Here is a 15,807-nt window from a genome sequence, read left to right as displayed (position 1 = left end):
CACCTCGCATGAGTGAAACCCGTCCGATTCAGGAACATCGCTACGACGTGGTCATCGTCGGCGCCGGTGGCGCGGGCATGCGCGCGGCGATCGAGGCCGGTCCCCGCGCGCGTACCGCGGTCCTGACCAAGCTCTACCCCACGCGCAGCCACACCGGCGCGGCCCAGGGCGGCATGTGCGCCGCACTGGCCAACGTCGAAGAAGACAACTGGGAATGGCACACCTTCGACACCGTCAAGGGTGGTGACTACCTGGTCGACCAGGACGCCGCGGAGATCATGGCCAAAGAGGCCATCGACGCGGTCATGGACCTGGAGAAGATGGGCCTGCCGTTCAACCGCACGCCCGAGGGCAAGATCGACCAGCGTCGTTTCGGTGGCCACACCCGGGACCACGGCAAGGCGCCCGTGCGTCGCGCGTGCTACGCCGCCGACCGCACCGGTCACATGATCCTGCAGACGCTCTACCAGAACTGCGTCAAGCACGACGTCGAGTTCTACAACGAGTTCTACGTGCTGGACCTGGTGATGACCGAGTCCGACCGGGGCCCCGTCGCCACCGGCGTCGTCGCCTACGAGCTGGCCACCGGCGAGATCCACGTCTTCCACGCGAAGTCGATCGTGTTCGCCACCGGCGGCTCGGGCCGCATGTACAAGACCACCTCGAACGCGCACACGCTGACCGGCGACGGCATGGCGATCGTGTTCCGCAAGGGCCTGCCGCTCGAGGACATGGAGTTCCACCAGTTCCACCCGACGGGCCTCGCGGGCCTGGGCATCCTCATCTCCGAGGCCGTCCGTGGTGAAGGTGGCATCCTGCGCAACGCCTCCGGTGAGCGCTTCATGGAGCGCTACGCCCCCACCATCAAGGACCTCGCGCCGCGTGACATCGTCGCCCGCTCGATGGTGCTCGAGGTGCTCGAGGGCCGTGGCGCCGGGCCGAACAAGGACTACGTCTACATCGACGTGACCCACCTCGGCGAGGACGTGCTCGAGGAGAAGCTGCCCGACATCACCGAGTTCGCGCGCACCTACCTGGGTGTGGACCCGGTCAAGGAGCTCGTGCCGGTCATGCCGACCTGCCACTACGTGATGGGCGGTATCCCCACCCGCATCCGTGGCGAGGTGCTGCGCAACAACACCGATGTGGTCCCCGGCCTCTACGCGGCCGGTGAATGCGCCTGTGTGTCCGTGCACGGCGCGAACCGTCTCGGCACCAACTCACTGCTCGACATCAACGTGTTCGGTCGTCGCGCCGGTATCGCCGCCGCCGAGTACGCCCAGCGCAGCGAGTTCGTCGAGATGCCGGAGAACCCGGCGCAGATGGTGCAGGACTGGCTGACGCTGATCCTGTCCGACCACGGCAACGAGCGCGTGGCCGACATCCGCACCGAACTGCAGTACACGATGGACATGAACGCCGCCGTGTTCCGCACCGAGGACACCCTCAAGCAGGCCCTCACCGACATCCACGCGCTCAAGGAGCGCTACACCCGGATCACGGTGCAGGACAAGGGCAAGCGCTACAACAGCGACCTGCTCGAGGCCGTCGAGCTGGGCTTCCTGCTCGAGCTGGCCGAGGTCACTGTCGTCGGCGCGCTCAACCGCAAGGAGTCGCGTGGCGGCCACGCCCGCGAGGACTACCCGGATCGCGACGACGTGAACTTCATGCGGCACACCATGGCTTACAAGGAGGGCCCGGAACTCATCTCCGAGATCCGTCTCGACTTCAAGCCGGTGGTGCAGACCCGCTACGAGCCGATGGAGCGTAAGTACTGATGACTGCCGTAGTCGAAACCACCAAGCAGAAGCCGGCTCCGGTCCCCGAGGGCTCGGTCATGGTCACCGTCCGGGTGGCCCGGTTCAGCACCGAGAACGACAAGGGCGCGTACTGGGATTCGTTCCAGGTGCCGGTCCTGCCGACCGACCGCTTCCTCAATGTGCTGATCTACATCAAGTCCTACCTCGACGGCACCCTCACCTTCCGGCGTTCCTGCGCCCACGGTGTGTGCGGCTCCGACGCCATGCGGATCAACGGTGTGAACCGGCTGGCCTGCAAGGTGCTGATGAAGGACATGCTGCCCAAGGGCGACAAGACCCTCACCATGAGCGTCGAGCCCATCCGCGGCCTGCCCGTGGAGAAGGACCTCGTCGTCGACATGGAACCGTTCTTCGACGCGTTCCGTGCCGTGAAGCCGTACCTGATCACCTCGGGTAACGAGCCCACCCGCGAGCGCATCCAGTCCCAGCACGACCGCGCCCGCTTCGACGACACCACCAAGTGCATCCTGTGCGCCTGCTGCACCACCTCCTGCCCCGTGTACTGGAGCGACGGCAGCTACTTCGGCCCGGCCGCGATCGTGAACGCCCACCGCTTCATCTTCGACAGCCGTGACGAAGCCGCCCGCGAGCGCCTCGACATCCTCAACGATGTCGAGGGTGTGTGGCGTTGCCGCACCACGTTCAACTGCACCGACGCGTGCCCCCGTGGCATCGAGGTCACCAAGGCGATCCAGGAAGTCAAGCGCGCCCTGCTGTTCGCCCGCTGATCTCCCCCCGGTCACCGAAGGCCGTCTTCATCGAAGGATGAAGACGGCCTTCGTCGTATGCGGACCTACGCGAAAACCTCCGCCAACGAGTCAGCGGTCAGCACCCGCCTGACCCACACGTGAAGTTCGTCGGCATCGGCCGCCCGAACCCGCTCGGACACAGTGCTCGGCAACGGACCGAATTTCACAGTCAACTGCTCGACCAGCGTCTCACACATCATCGAGCAGGAACTCGAACCGCCCGCTGATCGCCCCTTTCCGCAAAAGGCCGCCCGCATCGAAACGTGCGGGCAGTCAACAAGCCGCAGGTGGTCTCCGCAGCGCCTGGCTCGAACGGCAGTTACCTTCTAGCGCAACAGCTTCCATTGCAGTGCGGGATTGTTGTGGGTAACGTTCCACAGTTGCACCGGAGGACGAGAGTCGCGCCGCGGCTCGCTGGCGGTGCTCGAAGGATGTTGTTCTCGTGCAGAAATCTCCTAGCAATGTGTGGCAGCGACCGGACGGTCGGGCGGCTATCGCGTGGGCCCTGGCCATGTTCGGTGGACCGTTCACGATCGTGGTGGCGGTTCCGCTCGCCGGGCAGGCACTCACAGTGTTGAACAAGGACGATCAGAACGGACGCGACCTGGCCATCGGTGCGCTCATCGCCGCGCTGGCGTGGGCGATCGTGCTCGGCTTCTACCTGATCAACCTGGGCTGAACGACTTTCAGCTGACGGTAGTGCGCTGCGGCGTCCAGGACGGCGCAGCCGAACATGACTGCGGAGGCCAGCAGTATGTGTAGTTGATGGAGTGGGATCCGGGATCGCCACTCCGGCGCCAAGGGGTAGATGTCGTTGTAGGCGGCGATGATTCGAGGTAGATAAAGGGGGCTGCCGAAGAGGCAGGGTGTGGCGAGGTCGGTTTTCGCGGTGGCTGCCCTGCTCCGCGGGGTCGATCCCGGTCGACGAAGGCCAGTTTCCTCGAAAGATGAAGGTGGCCTTCGTCGTTCCCACACACTGTGATTGCCCTTTCTGGCTACTCTTCCTGCGCGAGGTGGGCTTTCGCTTCCTCGTATGACCCGCTCGGCGCGGCGTCGTCCTTGGTGTAGACCGAGTGCAGCACCCCGGTCCCGAATGCCTCCGATGACAGCAGGCGCAGCGGAATCGTCGTCCCCTCCTCGAACAGCCGCTCGCCCTTGCCGACCACGATCGGGTGCACCAGCAGGTGCAGTTCGTCCAGCAGTCCCGCGACCAGCAGCTGACGCACCACCGACACCGAACCACTGATGGCGATATCCCCGCCCGGCTCTTCCTTCAGAGCGGCCGCGGCAACGGTCAGCTCACCGTCGAGCCGCTCGGAGTTGCGCCACGAGAGGTCCCGGTCCTGGTGGGTGACCACCAGCTTTCGCGCGTCGCCGAGCTTCTTCGCGAACGCGGCGTCCGCCCCGCCCTCGGCTTCCCGGCCGGGCCACGCGTCGGCGAAGCCGTCGTAGGTCACGCGGCCGAGCAGCAGCGTGTCGGTGCTGCCGAGCTGGGCGTCGACGGCGGCGCCCATGGCGTCGTCGAAGTAGGGGAAATGCCAGTCCTGCGGGTCGGCGACCACGCCGTCGAGGGACATGAACAGGCCGGCGGTGATCTTCCTCATCGATACTTCTCCTCCGTGGGCGGCGAGTATTTCGATTGTTAGGACGGTGCGTGGCCGCCGAACTAATCGCAGCAACGAACCCTGGGCTCCCATGGGCACTTCGTGTGCTCGCCGACTTGACGAACTGATGGATAGCGATACTATCCATAGTAGACAGTGCCACTATCTACTATGGAGTCGCCGTGATCGTCATCGTTCTTCTCGTCTCACTCCTCGGATTCCGGGCATTGGGTGCGTTCGGCGTCGGCCGGTTCGCCTCCTGGCCCGCATCCGCCGCGCACGCGCTGGCCGTCATGCTGATGATGACGGGGACCGCGCACTTCATGCCCGGAAGCGTCACCGTGATGCCGAACTACGACGACCTGGTGGCGATGGTGCCACCGTTCGTCCCGTTCCCCGGGCTCATGGTGCTGGCCACCGGCGTTCTGGAACTGCTCGCGGCGATCGGCTTGATCGTCACCCGCACGCGGTGGATCACCGGGTTGGCGCTCGTCCCGCTGTTCGTACTCTTGTTGCCCGCCAACATCTACGCCGCGATCAACGACGTGCCCTTCGCAGGCGAACCAGCGTCACCGCTGTGGCAGCGGATTCCCGAACAGGTGTTGTACATCGGTTTCGCGCTCTGGGCGACGCGATCGGTGGTCCGCCCCGCGGTGCGGCGGCACGAATCGTCGGCTGCTTGAGCGCGATTCCAAACCTCTAGTGCGCCATCAGCTTTGCGCGCCGAATAGGCTCATCGGGTATCGGCCTCTTGGATGACCTCGCCGCGCCGGAAGAAGCACTCCGACCTGGGGCTACTGGCGCGTCGCAGCCGATGACGACAAGTAGCCGGCCGAACCAGCAGGGCCCGCCCGGGATCGCTGCGTTCAACTCGCTCGGGCTAGCGGTAGTGAGCGGCGGCGTCGAGTACCGCGGAGCGGTAGGTGCGGCCGAAGAGGACGGCGTGGACCAGGAGGATGGGGAGTTGGTGGAGGGGGACGCGGGAGCGCCAGTCGTGGGCGAGGGGGTGGGTTTCGTTGTAGGTGGCGAGGATTCGGGGGAGGTGGGGCGCGGCGCCGAAGAGGGCGAGGGTGGCGAGGTCGGTTTCGCGGTGGCCGCCGTGGGCGGAGGCGGGGTCGATCAGCCAGGGGGTGTCGGCGATACCCCAGAGGACGTTGCCGGGCCAGAGGTCGCCGTGGATGCGAGCGGGAGGTTCGGCGGGGGCTTCGATGTGGATGGATTCGACGGCGGTGGCGTCGGCGGGGTCCAGGGCGCCCGCGTCGACGGCGAGCTTCACGTAGGGGTGGATGCGGCGGTCGCGGAACCAGGTGCGCCAGTCGTCGCCGGGGGTGTTGTCCTGCGGGAGGCTGCCGAAGTAGCCGTCGGCGGGGGCGCCGAAAGCGGGAGCGCCCGCGCGGTGCGTCAACGCGAGACCGCGGCCGAAGCGCTCGGCGGCGGCGGGGGTCGGTTCGCCGTGGCCGACCCATTCCATGAGCAGCAGTTCGTCGGAGGCGGCGTACACCCGCGGCACCGCGACACCGTCCGCATCGCGTAACCAGCGCAGCCCCTCGGCCTCGGCGGTGAAGAATCCCGGCGGTGCGGCGGCGGGGGCGCCGTCGGTCGGGGCCGCGGAGACGCCGCCCGGCCAGGTCTTGAGGAACAACTGCGTGCCGTCGTCGAGCCCGACGCGTTCGGTCACCGCGATCGACCCGCCGCCGACGGGCGTGGTGCGCAACCGCTGGTGCGCGAGGAAGGTCGGCAGCAGGTGCGGGTTCGCGCGCAGGTACGGCAGGTCCACGTCGCCATTGTGCCCATCGACGTCGGCGGCCGCGACGAATCGGCTCATCTGCCGCAACAGTGCCTTTTCTGAACAGGTATTACTAAATGCTGTTCATAAATCGTCGGCGCGTGTTCTCATCGATTCGAGCGTGTCCCACATCACGTTGTGGCGTCCCGCGCACCGGACCGAAGGAGACAAGCCGTGACCAGCACAAACATCCCAGCAGGGTTCGATTTCACCGACCCGGACCTGCTCGCCGAACGCCTGCCGATCGAGGAGTTCGCGCAACTGCGGCGCACGGCGCCGGTCTGGTGGTGCGCGCAATCGGACCGAGCCAGCGGCTTCGACGACGGCGGCTACTGGGTGGTGTCCAAGCTCGCCGACATCAAGGAGATCTCGAAGAACCCCGAAGACTTCTCCTCGCACGACAACACCGCGATCATCCGGTTCAACGAGGAGACCACCCGCGAGCAGATCGACATGCTCGGCAATATGCTCATGCTGAACCTGGATCCGCCACAGCACACCAAGATCCGGCGGATCGTGTCGAAGGGATTCACCCCGCGCGCGGTGGAGAACCTGCGCGCCGCGCTCACCGACCGGGCCGAGCGGATCGTCTGGGAAGCCAAGAAGTCCGGACGGGGCGATTTCGTGCAACAGGTCGCGTGCGAACTGCCGCTGCAAGCCATCGCCGAGCTGCTCGGCGTGCCGCAGGAAGATCGCATGAAGCTGTTCGACTGGACCAACCAGATGATCTCCTACGACGACCCCGACTTCGAGGGCGATCATCACACCGCTACCGCCGAGGTGATGAGCTACGCCTGGCACCTGGCCGAGCAGCGGCGCGGCTGCCCGGCCGCCGACATCGTCACCCAACTGGTCAACGCCGACATCGACGGCGAGCACCTCGGCTCCGACGAGTTCGCGTTCTTCGTCATCCTGCTCGCGGTGGCGGGCAACGAGACCACCCGCAACTCGATCACACACGGCATGAAGGCATTCGTCGACAACCCCGAACAGTGGGAGCTCTACAAACAGCAGCGCCCGCGTACCGCGCCCGACGAGATCGTGCGCTGGGCCACGCCGGTGCACGCGTTCCAGCGCACCGCCACGCGCGACCTCGAACTCGGTGGGCAGCAGATCGAACAGGGCCAGCGCGTCGGATTGTTCTACAGCTCGGCCAATTTCGACGAAGACGCCTTCACCGACCCGTTCGGCTTCGACGTGCTGCGCAACCCCAACCCGCACGTCGGCTTCGGCGGCACCGGCACGCACTTCTGCGTGGGCGCCAATCTCGCCCGCCTCGAGATCGACCTGATGTTCAACGCGATCGCCGACGCCATGCCGAACCTGCGCCAGGTCGCCGAACCGGTACGGCTGCGCAGCGGCTGGCTCAACGGCATCAAGCGCTGGGAGGTCGAATACGCTTGAGCCGACACATCATCGAGGGGGTGGCGGGGTGACGGGTAAGCCGCGCGGGCGGACACCGGTGGTGACCGATGCCGACATCCGGCGAGTCGCGCGGGAGTTGCTGGCCGAGCTGGGTCCGAACGCGGTGACCCTGCGAGCCATCGCGCGCGAACTCGGGGTCACCGCACCGGCGCTCTACCGGCACTACGCCTCACACGACGAGCTGATCGAACGGCTGCGGGTGGAGTTCTGCGGCGATCTGGCCGAATTCCTCTCCGCTCAGATCGCGGTGCTACCCGACGACGGCGCGGTCCAGTTCCTCGCCATCTGCCGGGGGTTCCGGCGGTGGGCGCTGGCGAACCCCAGACAGTTCACCCTGGTGTTCGCCTCCCCCGCCGCCGGCGGCTCCATGTTGCGCCGCTTCGACGAACCGTTCGGCCGGATTTTCCTCGCCGCCGCGGGCCGGCTGCTGGCAAACTTCGAGATCGCCACCCCGCCGGGTGAATCCATCCCCACCGAGCTGCGCGACGACCTGATCGCCTTTCAGACCGAACTGCTCGCCGTGCTGTCGGAATCCGGCCAGAAGTTCCCCGCGGAGAAGCTGGACCTGGGCGTCACCTACCTGATGGTGCACACCTGGGCCCGCCTGTTCGGCCACGTCACCCTCGAGGTCTTCGGCAACTACCCCATCCCGCTGGCCGACCCGGAGGTCATGTTCGACGCGATGCTCGCCGATCTGGCCCGCACCACCGGTTTCGCCTAGTTGTCGCCGTTCGGCAAAGATCGATCGACCGCACCCGGCTGCACGGTCATCGCCGGCTCACCGATGCGTACCTACTGGCTCTGGCTGCGGCCGAAGGTGGGCACTTCGTCCCGTTCGATACGGCTATCTCGACGACCGCGGTCCGCACGGCCGACGACGCGGATCTGCTGGTTCTCTGACGCGGATCTGCTGGTTCTCTAAGGACAGGGTGGGGCCGTGGACCAGGTTTCGCCCGCGACGACGAGGTGGTCGAGATAGCGCAGGCCGACGGTGGTGGCGGCCTGGTGGAGCAGGGTGCTGGCGCGGCGGTCGTCGGGGCTGGGTGTGGGGTCGCCGGAGGGATGGTTGTGGACCACGGCGAAGGCTCGGCCGTCGTGGCGCAGGACGGTGTTGAGGATCTCGCGGACTGGGACGGCCACCTGATCGATGGCGCCTTCGGCGACGAAAGCGCGGTGACGCAGGCGGTTCTGGGTGTCGCAGATCAGCACCAGGAGGCGTTCGACCCGCGCCCCGCCGAACAGCGGGATCGCGACGCGGGCGATGTCGTCGGGGGTGGTGAGCTGGGGTACGGCGGCGGTCGGGGTGCGGGAGCGATGGCCCAGGTGGAAGGCGGCGACAACGGCGGCGGCTTTGGCCGGGCCGATGCCCGCGCGGTCGGCCAGTTCCTCCGGGCGGGCCGCGGCCAGTTCGGCGACACCGCCGTAGTCACCGAGCAGCTGGGCGGCCATTTCCAGCGCGGACTGGCCGCGGGTGCCGTGGCCGAGCAGCAGGGCCAGCAGTTCGCCGTCGCTGAGCGCGTGTGCGCCGAGTATGAGCAGCCGCTCGCGCGGGCGCTGGGCGACAGGCAGATTCGCGATCGGTACCGACATCTCTCCCCCTCAGGATCGGTGACTGCACCGATCCTGACAGCAGGTACCGACAGGTTCGCCGGCCCCGGCGAACCGATACCGCGCTAGGCGGTCGAACCCGTGCTGAACACCGAGTCGGCCATCAATCGTTCCAGATTGCGTAGCTGCCGTTCGTGCACCACGATGCGCCGCAGCGCTTCGTTGACCGTGGTGTTGCTGTCGGCGGTGCCCATGATGTCGGCAGCGGCGGCCAGCAGGTCCTGATCGAGATCTATCCGCAGGGTTCGCAAGCATCCTCCTCGGCTACGTTCGCAATCTTGCGGGATGGGCGGCGGACGCGTGCGCTGATTCACCGCGTCGTTACCGAAACCAGGCGTTCGCAAATCCGCACACTGTCCACGAGAACCACCCGCGGCAGCCCGTCGCCGACCGGAACAGCCCCGTCCGAACCGCCCGAACTGTGCAGTTTGCGCAGTTGCGCACGGTGTTGTTGTCGCGGCGCGCGGGCAGTGCTTGCCTGGAGACATGTTCACCGAGGCGCAGCTGTACTCGCCGGTGACGCGCGAGCGCGACGGCGACGTCACGGTGCACCTGGACGCGGAGCACCCCGGTGTGCGCGACGAGCAGTACCGCGCCCGCCGCAACGCCATCGCCGCGCTGGCACTGGACCACACGCCCGGTGCCCCGGCACCCCGGATCGACTACACCGACGCAGAACAGCGGGTGTGGCGCATCGCCGCGACCGAACTGGCCCGCAAACACCAGGTGTACGCCTGTCGCGAGGTACGCGAAGCGGCGGCGCAGCTGGCGCTGCCACCCGAGCACGTTCCCCAGCTCGACGAAGTGTCGCGGCGGTTGGCCCCGCTCACCGGGTTCCGGTATGTCCCCGCCGCCGGGCTGGTACCGCTGCGTGAGTTCTTCGGTTCCTTCGCCGAACGCACCTTCCACTCCACCCAGTACCTGCGCCACCATTCGGCCCCGCTCTACACGCCCGAACCCGATGCGATCCACGAGATCATCGGCCACGCCAATCAGCTGGCGAGCCCGGCTTTCGCGGCGCTGTACGAGACGGTGGGGCATGCGGTGGCCCGGCTCGAGACCGAGGCCGCGCTGAAGTTCCTCGCCGACGTGTTCTGGTTCTCGCTGGAATTCGGGGTGGTGCGTGAGGAAGGTGAGATCCGTTGTTACGGCGCCGGATTGCTGTCTTCCTACGGTGAGATCGACGAGTTCCGCCATGCCCGGCTACTTCCGCTCGACGTGGCGCGAATGGGCACCCGTACCTACGACATCACCCGCTACCAGCCGGTGCTGTTCTGTGGCGAGTCGGTGGGCCAGCTCGTGGACGTGCTCGGCGAATTCTTCGCGACGATGGACGACGAGACCCCGGGCCGGCTCACCCACCGCACGCGCCCTGTCCCATGAGCGGGCCGAAGCCGTTGGTACAGAACACAGTTCACTGTCACGCGTTTCCCACTCGGTGAGATCGGGTAAGCGCGCGCGACGGGGCTGCTGTTAGGTTCGGGCGGTTCTTCAAGCTTTGCGAAAGGGTCGGGTAGACCGAAAATGACTGTGGACGTAACGGATACGCAGGAGCAGAATCCCGAGCCGGAGGCACCACTGTGGCTACAGGGCCGGGAAGCGGTGATCGCCGCGGCGACCCCGGACCAGTGGCGCGGCAATGTCCCCGACTACGAGCTGAGCCATGAGGTGATCCCGCGCGAACGCGTCGCCGAGCACGCACCCGGCTCACTCGAGGCGATCGTCGAAGACCTGGTGAAGGTCTTCGAGATGGAGGTCTCGCACAAGGGCGACCCGGCCACCTGGCTGTCGGTGGTGGCCGAGCGGTACCGCGGCCGGGTCAACGGTGGGGTGTGGCAGGACGCCGACGAGTTCGCGCGGATCGGCAGCTACAACATCCTGATCGGCGACAACCCGTACTACGAGTCCGCGAACGAGACCTTCGAGTCCTCGCACAAGATCTTCCACACCGCCTTCCCCGGCGGCTTCTTCTGGGAGGTGCTCGAGGTGATGTCGGGCCCGCCGACGGTGAGCATGCGCTGGCGACACTGGGGCAAGTACGAGGGCGAGTACAAGGGCCACCAGCCCACCGGTGAGCAGATCGAGATGTACGGCGTGACCATCGCGCGCGTCACCGAGGACCTGCGCATCGTGGAGCTCGAGCACTTCTACGACAACAACCAGCTGCTCGGCCCGCTGGCCCACGGCTGCCCGGTGCAGCACGGCAAGTCCGAATAGGACCTCACGGCCTGCCGTTCGGCGCCTCGAACGGCAGGCCGGCCTGCAGCAGATCCAGGGCGTGGCCCACATTGGCCGAATTGACCGGGGTGGTGGCGACGATGGCCAGCATGGCGCCCACCATCGCCCCCGCGGCCACCCGTACCTCGAAGTCCTCGACGCCGCGACCGGTGTAGTCGGCCAGCAACTGAGCGGCCAGTTCGATGCTGCGCTGGAATTCCAACCCGACCGCCGGACGCAGATCTGGCACGTGATGCAGCAGCGCTTGGCGTTCCTGCTCGAAGGCCAGGTCGGCGGCCGACATGGCGCCATAGACCTGTTCGGTGGCGTTGCGGACCGCGGTGAGCGGGTGCTGGCCGCGCGGTTGCGCCGCCAGCGCCTCGATCATCAGCGCGTCCTGGTCGTCGGCCAGCACGAGTTGCTCTTTCGACGGAAAGTAGCGGAAGAAGGTGCTGGGCGAGACCTCGGCGGCCGCGGCGATCTGTTCGACCGTGGTCTCGGTGTAGCCCTGCTCCCGGAACAGGCGAAACGCCTCGTACCGGATGGTTCGGCGGGTTCGTTCCTTCTTCCGCGCACGCAACGACGACTCAACCGGCATGCATCGATTCTGCCGTATCCGCCGCCGTCTGCCCCGCCACCGGGCGCCGCTCGAGGCCGACGGCGACGACAACGGCCGCGATCAGGCACCCCACCGCGCACACACCGAGCATGGTGTCCATGCCGAAGACGAAGGCGTGCTGCACCCGTGCCAGCGCCGCTGGGTCGTCGGCGGTCGCCGCCACCGCGGCATTGACGCCGTCGGAGATCGGCGGGCGGTTCAGCTCACCCAGGTCCGACCGGTAGGCGGTGGCCAGCACCGTGCCGAGCACCGCGACACCGATGGTGCCACCGGCTTGCCGAATCGCTTGCAGCAGCGCCGATCCCGATCCCGACCGGGCGGTGGTGAGCTCGCCCAGCGCCAGCCCCATCGCGGCGGGCATCACCACGCCCATGCCCGCGCCGAGCACCGTCGTCCACAGGGCGGTGAGCCCGAAGCCGCTGTCGACCCTGGTGAGCGCGCCGAGACCGACACCGCAGGCCAGCACCAGGAAGCCCGCGGTGAGCACCACCCGCGCCCCCAGGCGCGGCAACAGCAGGTCGACGAGCCTGCTCCCGACCACCAGACCGCCGATCAGCGGCAGCAATCGCAGTCCGCTGCCGAGCGCGTCGACGCCGAGCACGGCCTGCAAGTACTGCGGGAGAGTGAAGAACATTCCGAACATGGCGAAGCTGACCACCAGCGAAAGCGCTGTCCCCCAGCGGAACCCGGGTGCGGCGAACAGGGCGAGGTCGATCAGCGGGTGGGAGCTGCGGCGCTGCCACCACAGGAAGGCCCCGAGCAGCACGACGCTCGCGGCGATCACCGACCAGGCCCCCGGGTCGCCCCAGCTCCGTTCGCCGATCCGGATGAAGCCGTAGGTGAGGCCGAGCATGCCGGTGGCCGACAGCGCCGCACCGAGCCCGTCGACGCGGAGGCCGGTCTCGCCGCGTGATTCGGGCACCAGGGCCGCCACGGCGACGGCGCCGAGGATCACCAGGGGCACGTTGATCAGGAAGACCGAGCCCCACCAGTAGTGCTGGAGCAGCCAGCCGCCGACGACCGGGCCCAGCGGCAGGCCGAGGGCGGTGGCGGTGACCCAGATCGTCACCGCGCGCTGGCGCTGGGCCGGGTCGGTGAACAACACCGGCAGCACCGCCATCGACAGCGGTATCAGCGCGGCGGCGGCGATGCCGAGCACCACCCTGGCCGCGATCAGCTGGCCGGCCGAGTCGGCGAACGCGCAGGCGAGCGAGGCGAGGCCGAACAGTACGAGGGCAGCCAGCAGTCCCTTCTTGCGGCCGAAGCGGTCGCCGAGCGCGCCGGCCGGCAGCATCAGCGCGGCCAGGGCGAGGGTGTAGGCGCTGCTGAACCATTGCAGCGCGGAGATATTCGCGTCCAGTTCGACGGCGAGCGTCGGGATGGCCACCGTGAGCACAGTGACGTCGAGTCCGATGGTGAGCATCGCCAGGGCGAGCGCGCCCAGCGCCAGCCAGCGGCGGGTGTCGTCGGTCCGCATAACTCCTCCAAACTGAAAGTGACTACCTTTTGATAGTAACTACCATTTCGGACTGACTGTCAATACTTCGCGGGCTTCGGCGCGAAACACGCGCGGCGGCTCGCTAGTCTCATCGGTGATGAAGCTCCGCGAAATCGGCGTGCGCGCCGCGTGTCACCTCGGCGCCGCCGTCACCGCGGCCGCTCTCACCGCAGCGACAGCCGGTGCCGCGCCCAACGCCGGCACCGGCCCGCCCGGTGGGTCGAGCACGACCACCACTGCCCCGTTCACCACTCCGAACACCGACGACTGCCCGCAGCGCACGCGCACACCCGCGGCCATCGACAGCTCCGAAGTACCGGCGCCGGGCGAACCGACCCCGACCGACCTACCGGTACCCGCGCCGCCGATCGGCGGCCAACGGCTGGGCGAGTGCGGCGTGGTCCTGCCCGTCGGCGCACCACCGCCGCCCGCCGACATCTCGGCCACCGCCTGGCTGGTCGCCGACCTCGACACCGGACGAGTGCTGGCCGCCAAGGACCCGCACGGGCGCTACCGCCCAGCCAGCACCATCAAGGTGGCGCTGGCCATCGTCGCCCTGCGCACCCTCGACCTGGACGAGGTGGTCACCGGCACCCAGGCCGACGCCGATGTAGAGGGCACCCGGGCAGGGATCGGCCCCGGCGGGCGCTACACCAACCACCAGCTCATGCAGGCGTTGATCATGAGCTCTGGCAACGACGCCGCGCACGCCATCGCCACCCAGCTCGGTGGTGACAAGGCGGCGGTCGCACAGATGAACGCGGTGGCCGAAACGTTGCGCGCGATGGACACTCGCGCGGCCACCCCCTCCGGCCTGGACGGGCCCGGCATGACCACCTCGGCCTACGACCTGTCGGTCCTGTTCCGCGAGGCGATGAGCATCCCGCTGTTCGCCGAGCTCATCCACACCGAACAGGTCGATTTCCCCGGCTACCCGGCCGACCCGAAGATCCCCGGCGACGAAGACCGCCCCGGCTTCCCGATCGGCAACGACAACCAGCTGCTCTACAACTATCCGGGCGCGATCGGCGGCAAGACCGGATTCACCGACGACGCCCGCCAGACCTTCGTCGCCGCCGCCGAACGCGACGGCCACCGTCTCGTGGTCAGCCTGCTCCAGGCCGACGTGCGACCGATCCGCCCGTGGGAGCAGGCGGCCCGGCTGCTGGACTACGGTTTCGCCCTCGACGCCGACGCCAGGATCGGCAAGCTGCCCGAATCCGGCAGCGCCGCAATCGAGCCCAGTGTGCTGTTGGCCACCCCACCACCGCGCGCCGGCGACACCCGCGCGGCCGCGGAGCAATCGCCGCACCAGGGTGCGCGGGTGGCGACCCTGATCGGCGGACCGATCCTGCTGGTGGTGCTGCTGCTGGGCGTGCGGCGGATGCGCCGGCGCGGCCGCTGAGTCAGCGGCGTCTGCCGAACAGCAGCAACGCCAGCGTCGCCACCACACCGGCCCCGAAGTACGCCGCGCCCGCGGCACCGGTCGACATCGGATGTTCGACCACGCGCGGGGCGATGATCACCGGTTGCGGCGGGGCGATGTCGCCTGCGTGGTCGTTGTCGGTGGCGGTCGCCGCCCAGGCTGTGGCGAACAGCATGATGCGGAAGCTGATGTAGCTGAACACCATCAGACCGATGATCGCACCGAAGGTGGCGCCGGCCGGACTCGACAGCACGGTGCGCAGGTAGATCGCGGCGATGAACTTGAACACCTCGAACGCCACCGCGGCCAGCGCCGCCGCCTTGACCGCACTGCGCAACGACACCGGTTCGCGGGGCAGGCGCGCGATGATCCAGACGAACACCGCCCAGGAGGCGAGCATGCCGAGCGCGATCGACAACACCGACAGCCCCACCTTCGCGCCGGGCAGATTCTCGAAACCGAGCGCCTCGAGCACCCGGGCCACCAGCCCACCGGAGCCGATGGCCGAGAGCCCGAGCGAGACGACGAAAGCCAGCCCGAGGCCGATCAGCGCACCCAGATCCGACAGTTTCGTACGCCACCACGGCTTTTCAGGGCTCTTGGTGGCCCACTGTTCGGTGAGCGCCGCGCGCAGGTTCGCCATCCAGCCCAGTCCGGTGTAGAAGCCGGTGAGCAAACCGAGCACACCCACGGTGCCGCGGGAGTCGATCGCCTGGTCGATCAGGTCGTTGATCTGATCACCCATCGACCCGGGGATGTTCTCCACGACCTTGGCCTGCAGTTCGTTGAGCAGGTCGGGTTGCCCGGCCAGGATGAAACCGGCCACGGCGAAGGCGATCATCAGCAGTGGAAACAGCGACAGCACAGTGAAGTAGGTGATGCCCGCGGCGAAGTAGTCACCACGCTGCTGCTGATACCGGCCACCGGCCCGGACCAGATGGTGCAACCACGGCCTGGTCTTCACCTGCTTCTCGACGGCTGCCGAGATGTTGTCGATCAACTGCATGACACGCGCCCCTTCAGCGAAAACCTCAGGTGCGCGACGGGTCAGCGGG

The 15,807-nt window shown here is 67.8% G+C and carries 16 protein-coding genes; 9 read left to right on the top strand and 7 right to left on the bottom strand.

The window, feature by feature from the left end; genetic code table 11:
- Nucleotides 1-8 precede the first annotated feature (8 nt).
- From sdhA to ACFO5K_RS24795, 3 genes are all read left to right on the top strand, one after another.
- The gene (sdhA, locus tag ACFO5K_RS24805; protein ID WP_378567758.1) at nucleotides 9-1,778 is read left to right on the top strand and encodes a succinate dehydrogenase flavoprotein subunit; all 1,770 of its coding nucleotides are present in this window, start codon (nucleotides 9-11) and stop codon (nucleotides 1,776-1,778) included.
- On the top strand, nucleotides 1,778-2,548 hold the full coding sequence (locus tag ACFO5K_RS24800; RefSeq protein WP_378567755.1) for a succinate dehydrogenase iron-sulfur subunit: 771 nt from the start codon (nucleotides 1,778-1,780) through the stop codon (nucleotides 2,546-2,548). Before sdhA ends, ACFO5K_RS24800 begins: the two co-directional genes overlap by 1 nt.
- Nucleotides 2,549-3,011: 463 nt before the next feature.
- Nucleotides 3,012-3,248: a hypothetical protein gene (locus ACFO5K_RS24795; RefSeq protein WP_378567752.1), complete on the top strand. Its 237-nt coding sequence runs from the start codon at nucleotides 3,012-3,014 to the stop codon at nucleotides 3,246-3,248.
- Nucleotides 3,249-3,564: 316 nt separating this feature from the next.
- On the opposite strand, the gene ACFO5K_RS24790 is transcribed toward ACFO5K_RS24795, so the two are convergent.
- Nucleotides 3,565-4,173 carry a dihydrofolate reductase family protein gene (locus tag ACFO5K_RS24790; protein ID WP_378567749.1) on the bottom strand — a complete coding sequence of 203 codons (609 nt, stop codon included), beginning with the start codon at nucleotides 4,171-4,173 and terminating at the stop codon, nucleotides 3,565-3,567.
- A gap of 182 nt (nucleotides 4,174-4,355) precedes the next feature.
- On the opposite strand from ACFO5K_RS24790, the gene ACFO5K_RS27495 reads away from it, so the two are divergent.
- Nucleotides 4,356-4,856, top strand: a complete 501-nt coding sequence (locus ACFO5K_RS27495) for a DoxX family protein (RefSeq protein WP_449289695.1) — start codon at nucleotides 4,356-4,358, stop codon at nucleotides 4,854-4,856.
- 197 nt (nucleotides 4,857-5,053) lie between these two features.
- Here the strand turns inward: ACFO5K_RS27495 and ACFO5K_RS24780 are convergent, their stop codons facing one another.
- Nucleotides 5,054-5,998, bottom strand: coding sequence for a fructosamine kinase family protein (locus ACFO5K_RS24780; protein WP_378567746.1), 945 nt, complete (start codon nucleotides 5,996-5,998; stop codon nucleotides 5,054-5,056).
- A 135-nt stretch (nucleotides 5,999-6,133) separates the two neighbouring features.
- Between ACFO5K_RS24780 and ACFO5K_RS24775 the strand changes: the two genes are divergently transcribed.
- Nucleotides 6,134-7,363 carry a cytochrome P450 gene (locus tag ACFO5K_RS24775; protein WP_378567743.1) on the top strand — a complete coding sequence of 410 codons (1,230 nt, stop codon included), beginning with the start codon at nucleotides 6,134-6,136 and terminating at the stop codon, nucleotides 7,361-7,363.
- 28 nt (nucleotides 7,364-7,391) lie between these two features.
- Entirely contained in the window at nucleotides 7,392-8,105 is a 714-nt protein-coding gene (locus tag ACFO5K_RS24770) for a TetR/AcrR family transcriptional regulator (RefSeq protein ID WP_378567740.1), read from the top strand.
- 197 nt (nucleotides 8,106-8,302) lie between these two features.
- Here the strand turns inward: ACFO5K_RS24770 and ACFO5K_RS24765 are convergent, their stop codons facing one another.
- The gene (locus ACFO5K_RS24765; protein WP_378567737.1) at nucleotides 8,303-8,974 is read right to left on the bottom strand and encodes a JAB domain-containing protein; all 672 of its coding nucleotides are present in this window, start codon (nucleotides 8,972-8,974) and stop codon (nucleotides 8,303-8,305) included.
- An 83-nt stretch (nucleotides 8,975-9,057) separates the two neighbouring features.
- The gene (locus tag ACFO5K_RS24760) at nucleotides 9,058-9,243 is read right to left on the bottom strand and encodes a type II toxin-antitoxin system VapB family antitoxin (protein ID WP_378567734.1); all 186 of its coding nucleotides are present in this window, start codon (nucleotides 9,241-9,243) and stop codon (nucleotides 9,058-9,060) included.
- Between the two features lie 235 nt (nucleotides 9,244-9,478).
- On the opposite strand from ACFO5K_RS24760, the gene ACFO5K_RS24755 reads away from it, so the two are divergent.
- Nucleotides 9,479-10,375: a phenylalanine 4-monooxygenase gene (locus ACFO5K_RS24755; protein WP_378567731.1), complete on the top strand. Its 897-nt coding sequence runs from the start codon at nucleotides 9,479-9,481 to the stop codon at nucleotides 10,373-10,375.
- A gap of 141 nt (nucleotides 10,376-10,516) precedes the next feature.
- The gene (locus ACFO5K_RS24750) at nucleotides 10,517-11,209 is read left to right on the top strand and encodes an ester cyclase (RefSeq protein ID WP_378567728.1); all 693 of its coding nucleotides are present in this window, start codon (nucleotides 10,517-10,519) and stop codon (nucleotides 11,207-11,209) included.
- Nucleotides 11,210-11,213: 4 nt separating this feature from the next.
- On the opposite strand, the gene ACFO5K_RS24745 is transcribed toward ACFO5K_RS24750, so the two are convergent.
- The gene (locus ACFO5K_RS24745) at nucleotides 11,214-11,807 is read right to left on the bottom strand and encodes a TetR family transcriptional regulator (protein WP_378567725.1); all 594 of its coding nucleotides are present in this window, start codon (nucleotides 11,805-11,807) and stop codon (nucleotides 11,214-11,216) included.
- Nucleotides 11,797-13,305, bottom strand: a complete 1,509-nt coding sequence (locus ACFO5K_RS24740; RefSeq protein ID WP_378567722.1) for an MFS transporter — start codon at nucleotides 13,303-13,305, stop codon at nucleotides 11,797-11,799. Before ACFO5K_RS24740 ends, ACFO5K_RS24745 begins: the two co-directional genes overlap by 11 nt.
- Nucleotides 13,306-13,423: 118 nt before the next feature.
- Between ACFO5K_RS24740 and ACFO5K_RS24735 the strand changes: the two genes are divergently transcribed.
- A complete protein-coding gene (locus tag ACFO5K_RS24735) occupies nucleotides 13,424-14,731 on the top strand; it encodes a D-alanyl-D-alanine carboxypeptidase family protein (protein ID WP_378567719.1) in 1,308 nt (435 codons plus the stop codon).
- A gap of 1 nt (nucleotide 14,732) precedes the next feature.
- Here ACFO5K_RS24735 and yhjD read toward each other — a convergent pair.
- The coding region (gene yhjD / locus ACFO5K_RS24730; RefSeq protein ID WP_378567716.1) for an inner membrane protein YhjD at nucleotides 14,733-15,807 on the bottom strand (1,075 nt) is incomplete at its 5' end.

Source organism: Nocardia halotolerans, from assembly GCF_042650145.1.
GTDB classification, from domain to species: domain Bacteria; phylum Actinomycetota; class Actinomycetes; order Mycobacteriales; family Mycobacteriaceae; genus Nocardia; species Nocardia halotolerans.
Note: the sequence above shows the minus strand (reverse complement) of the source record. Positions and strands in the feature narration are given on the sequence as shown.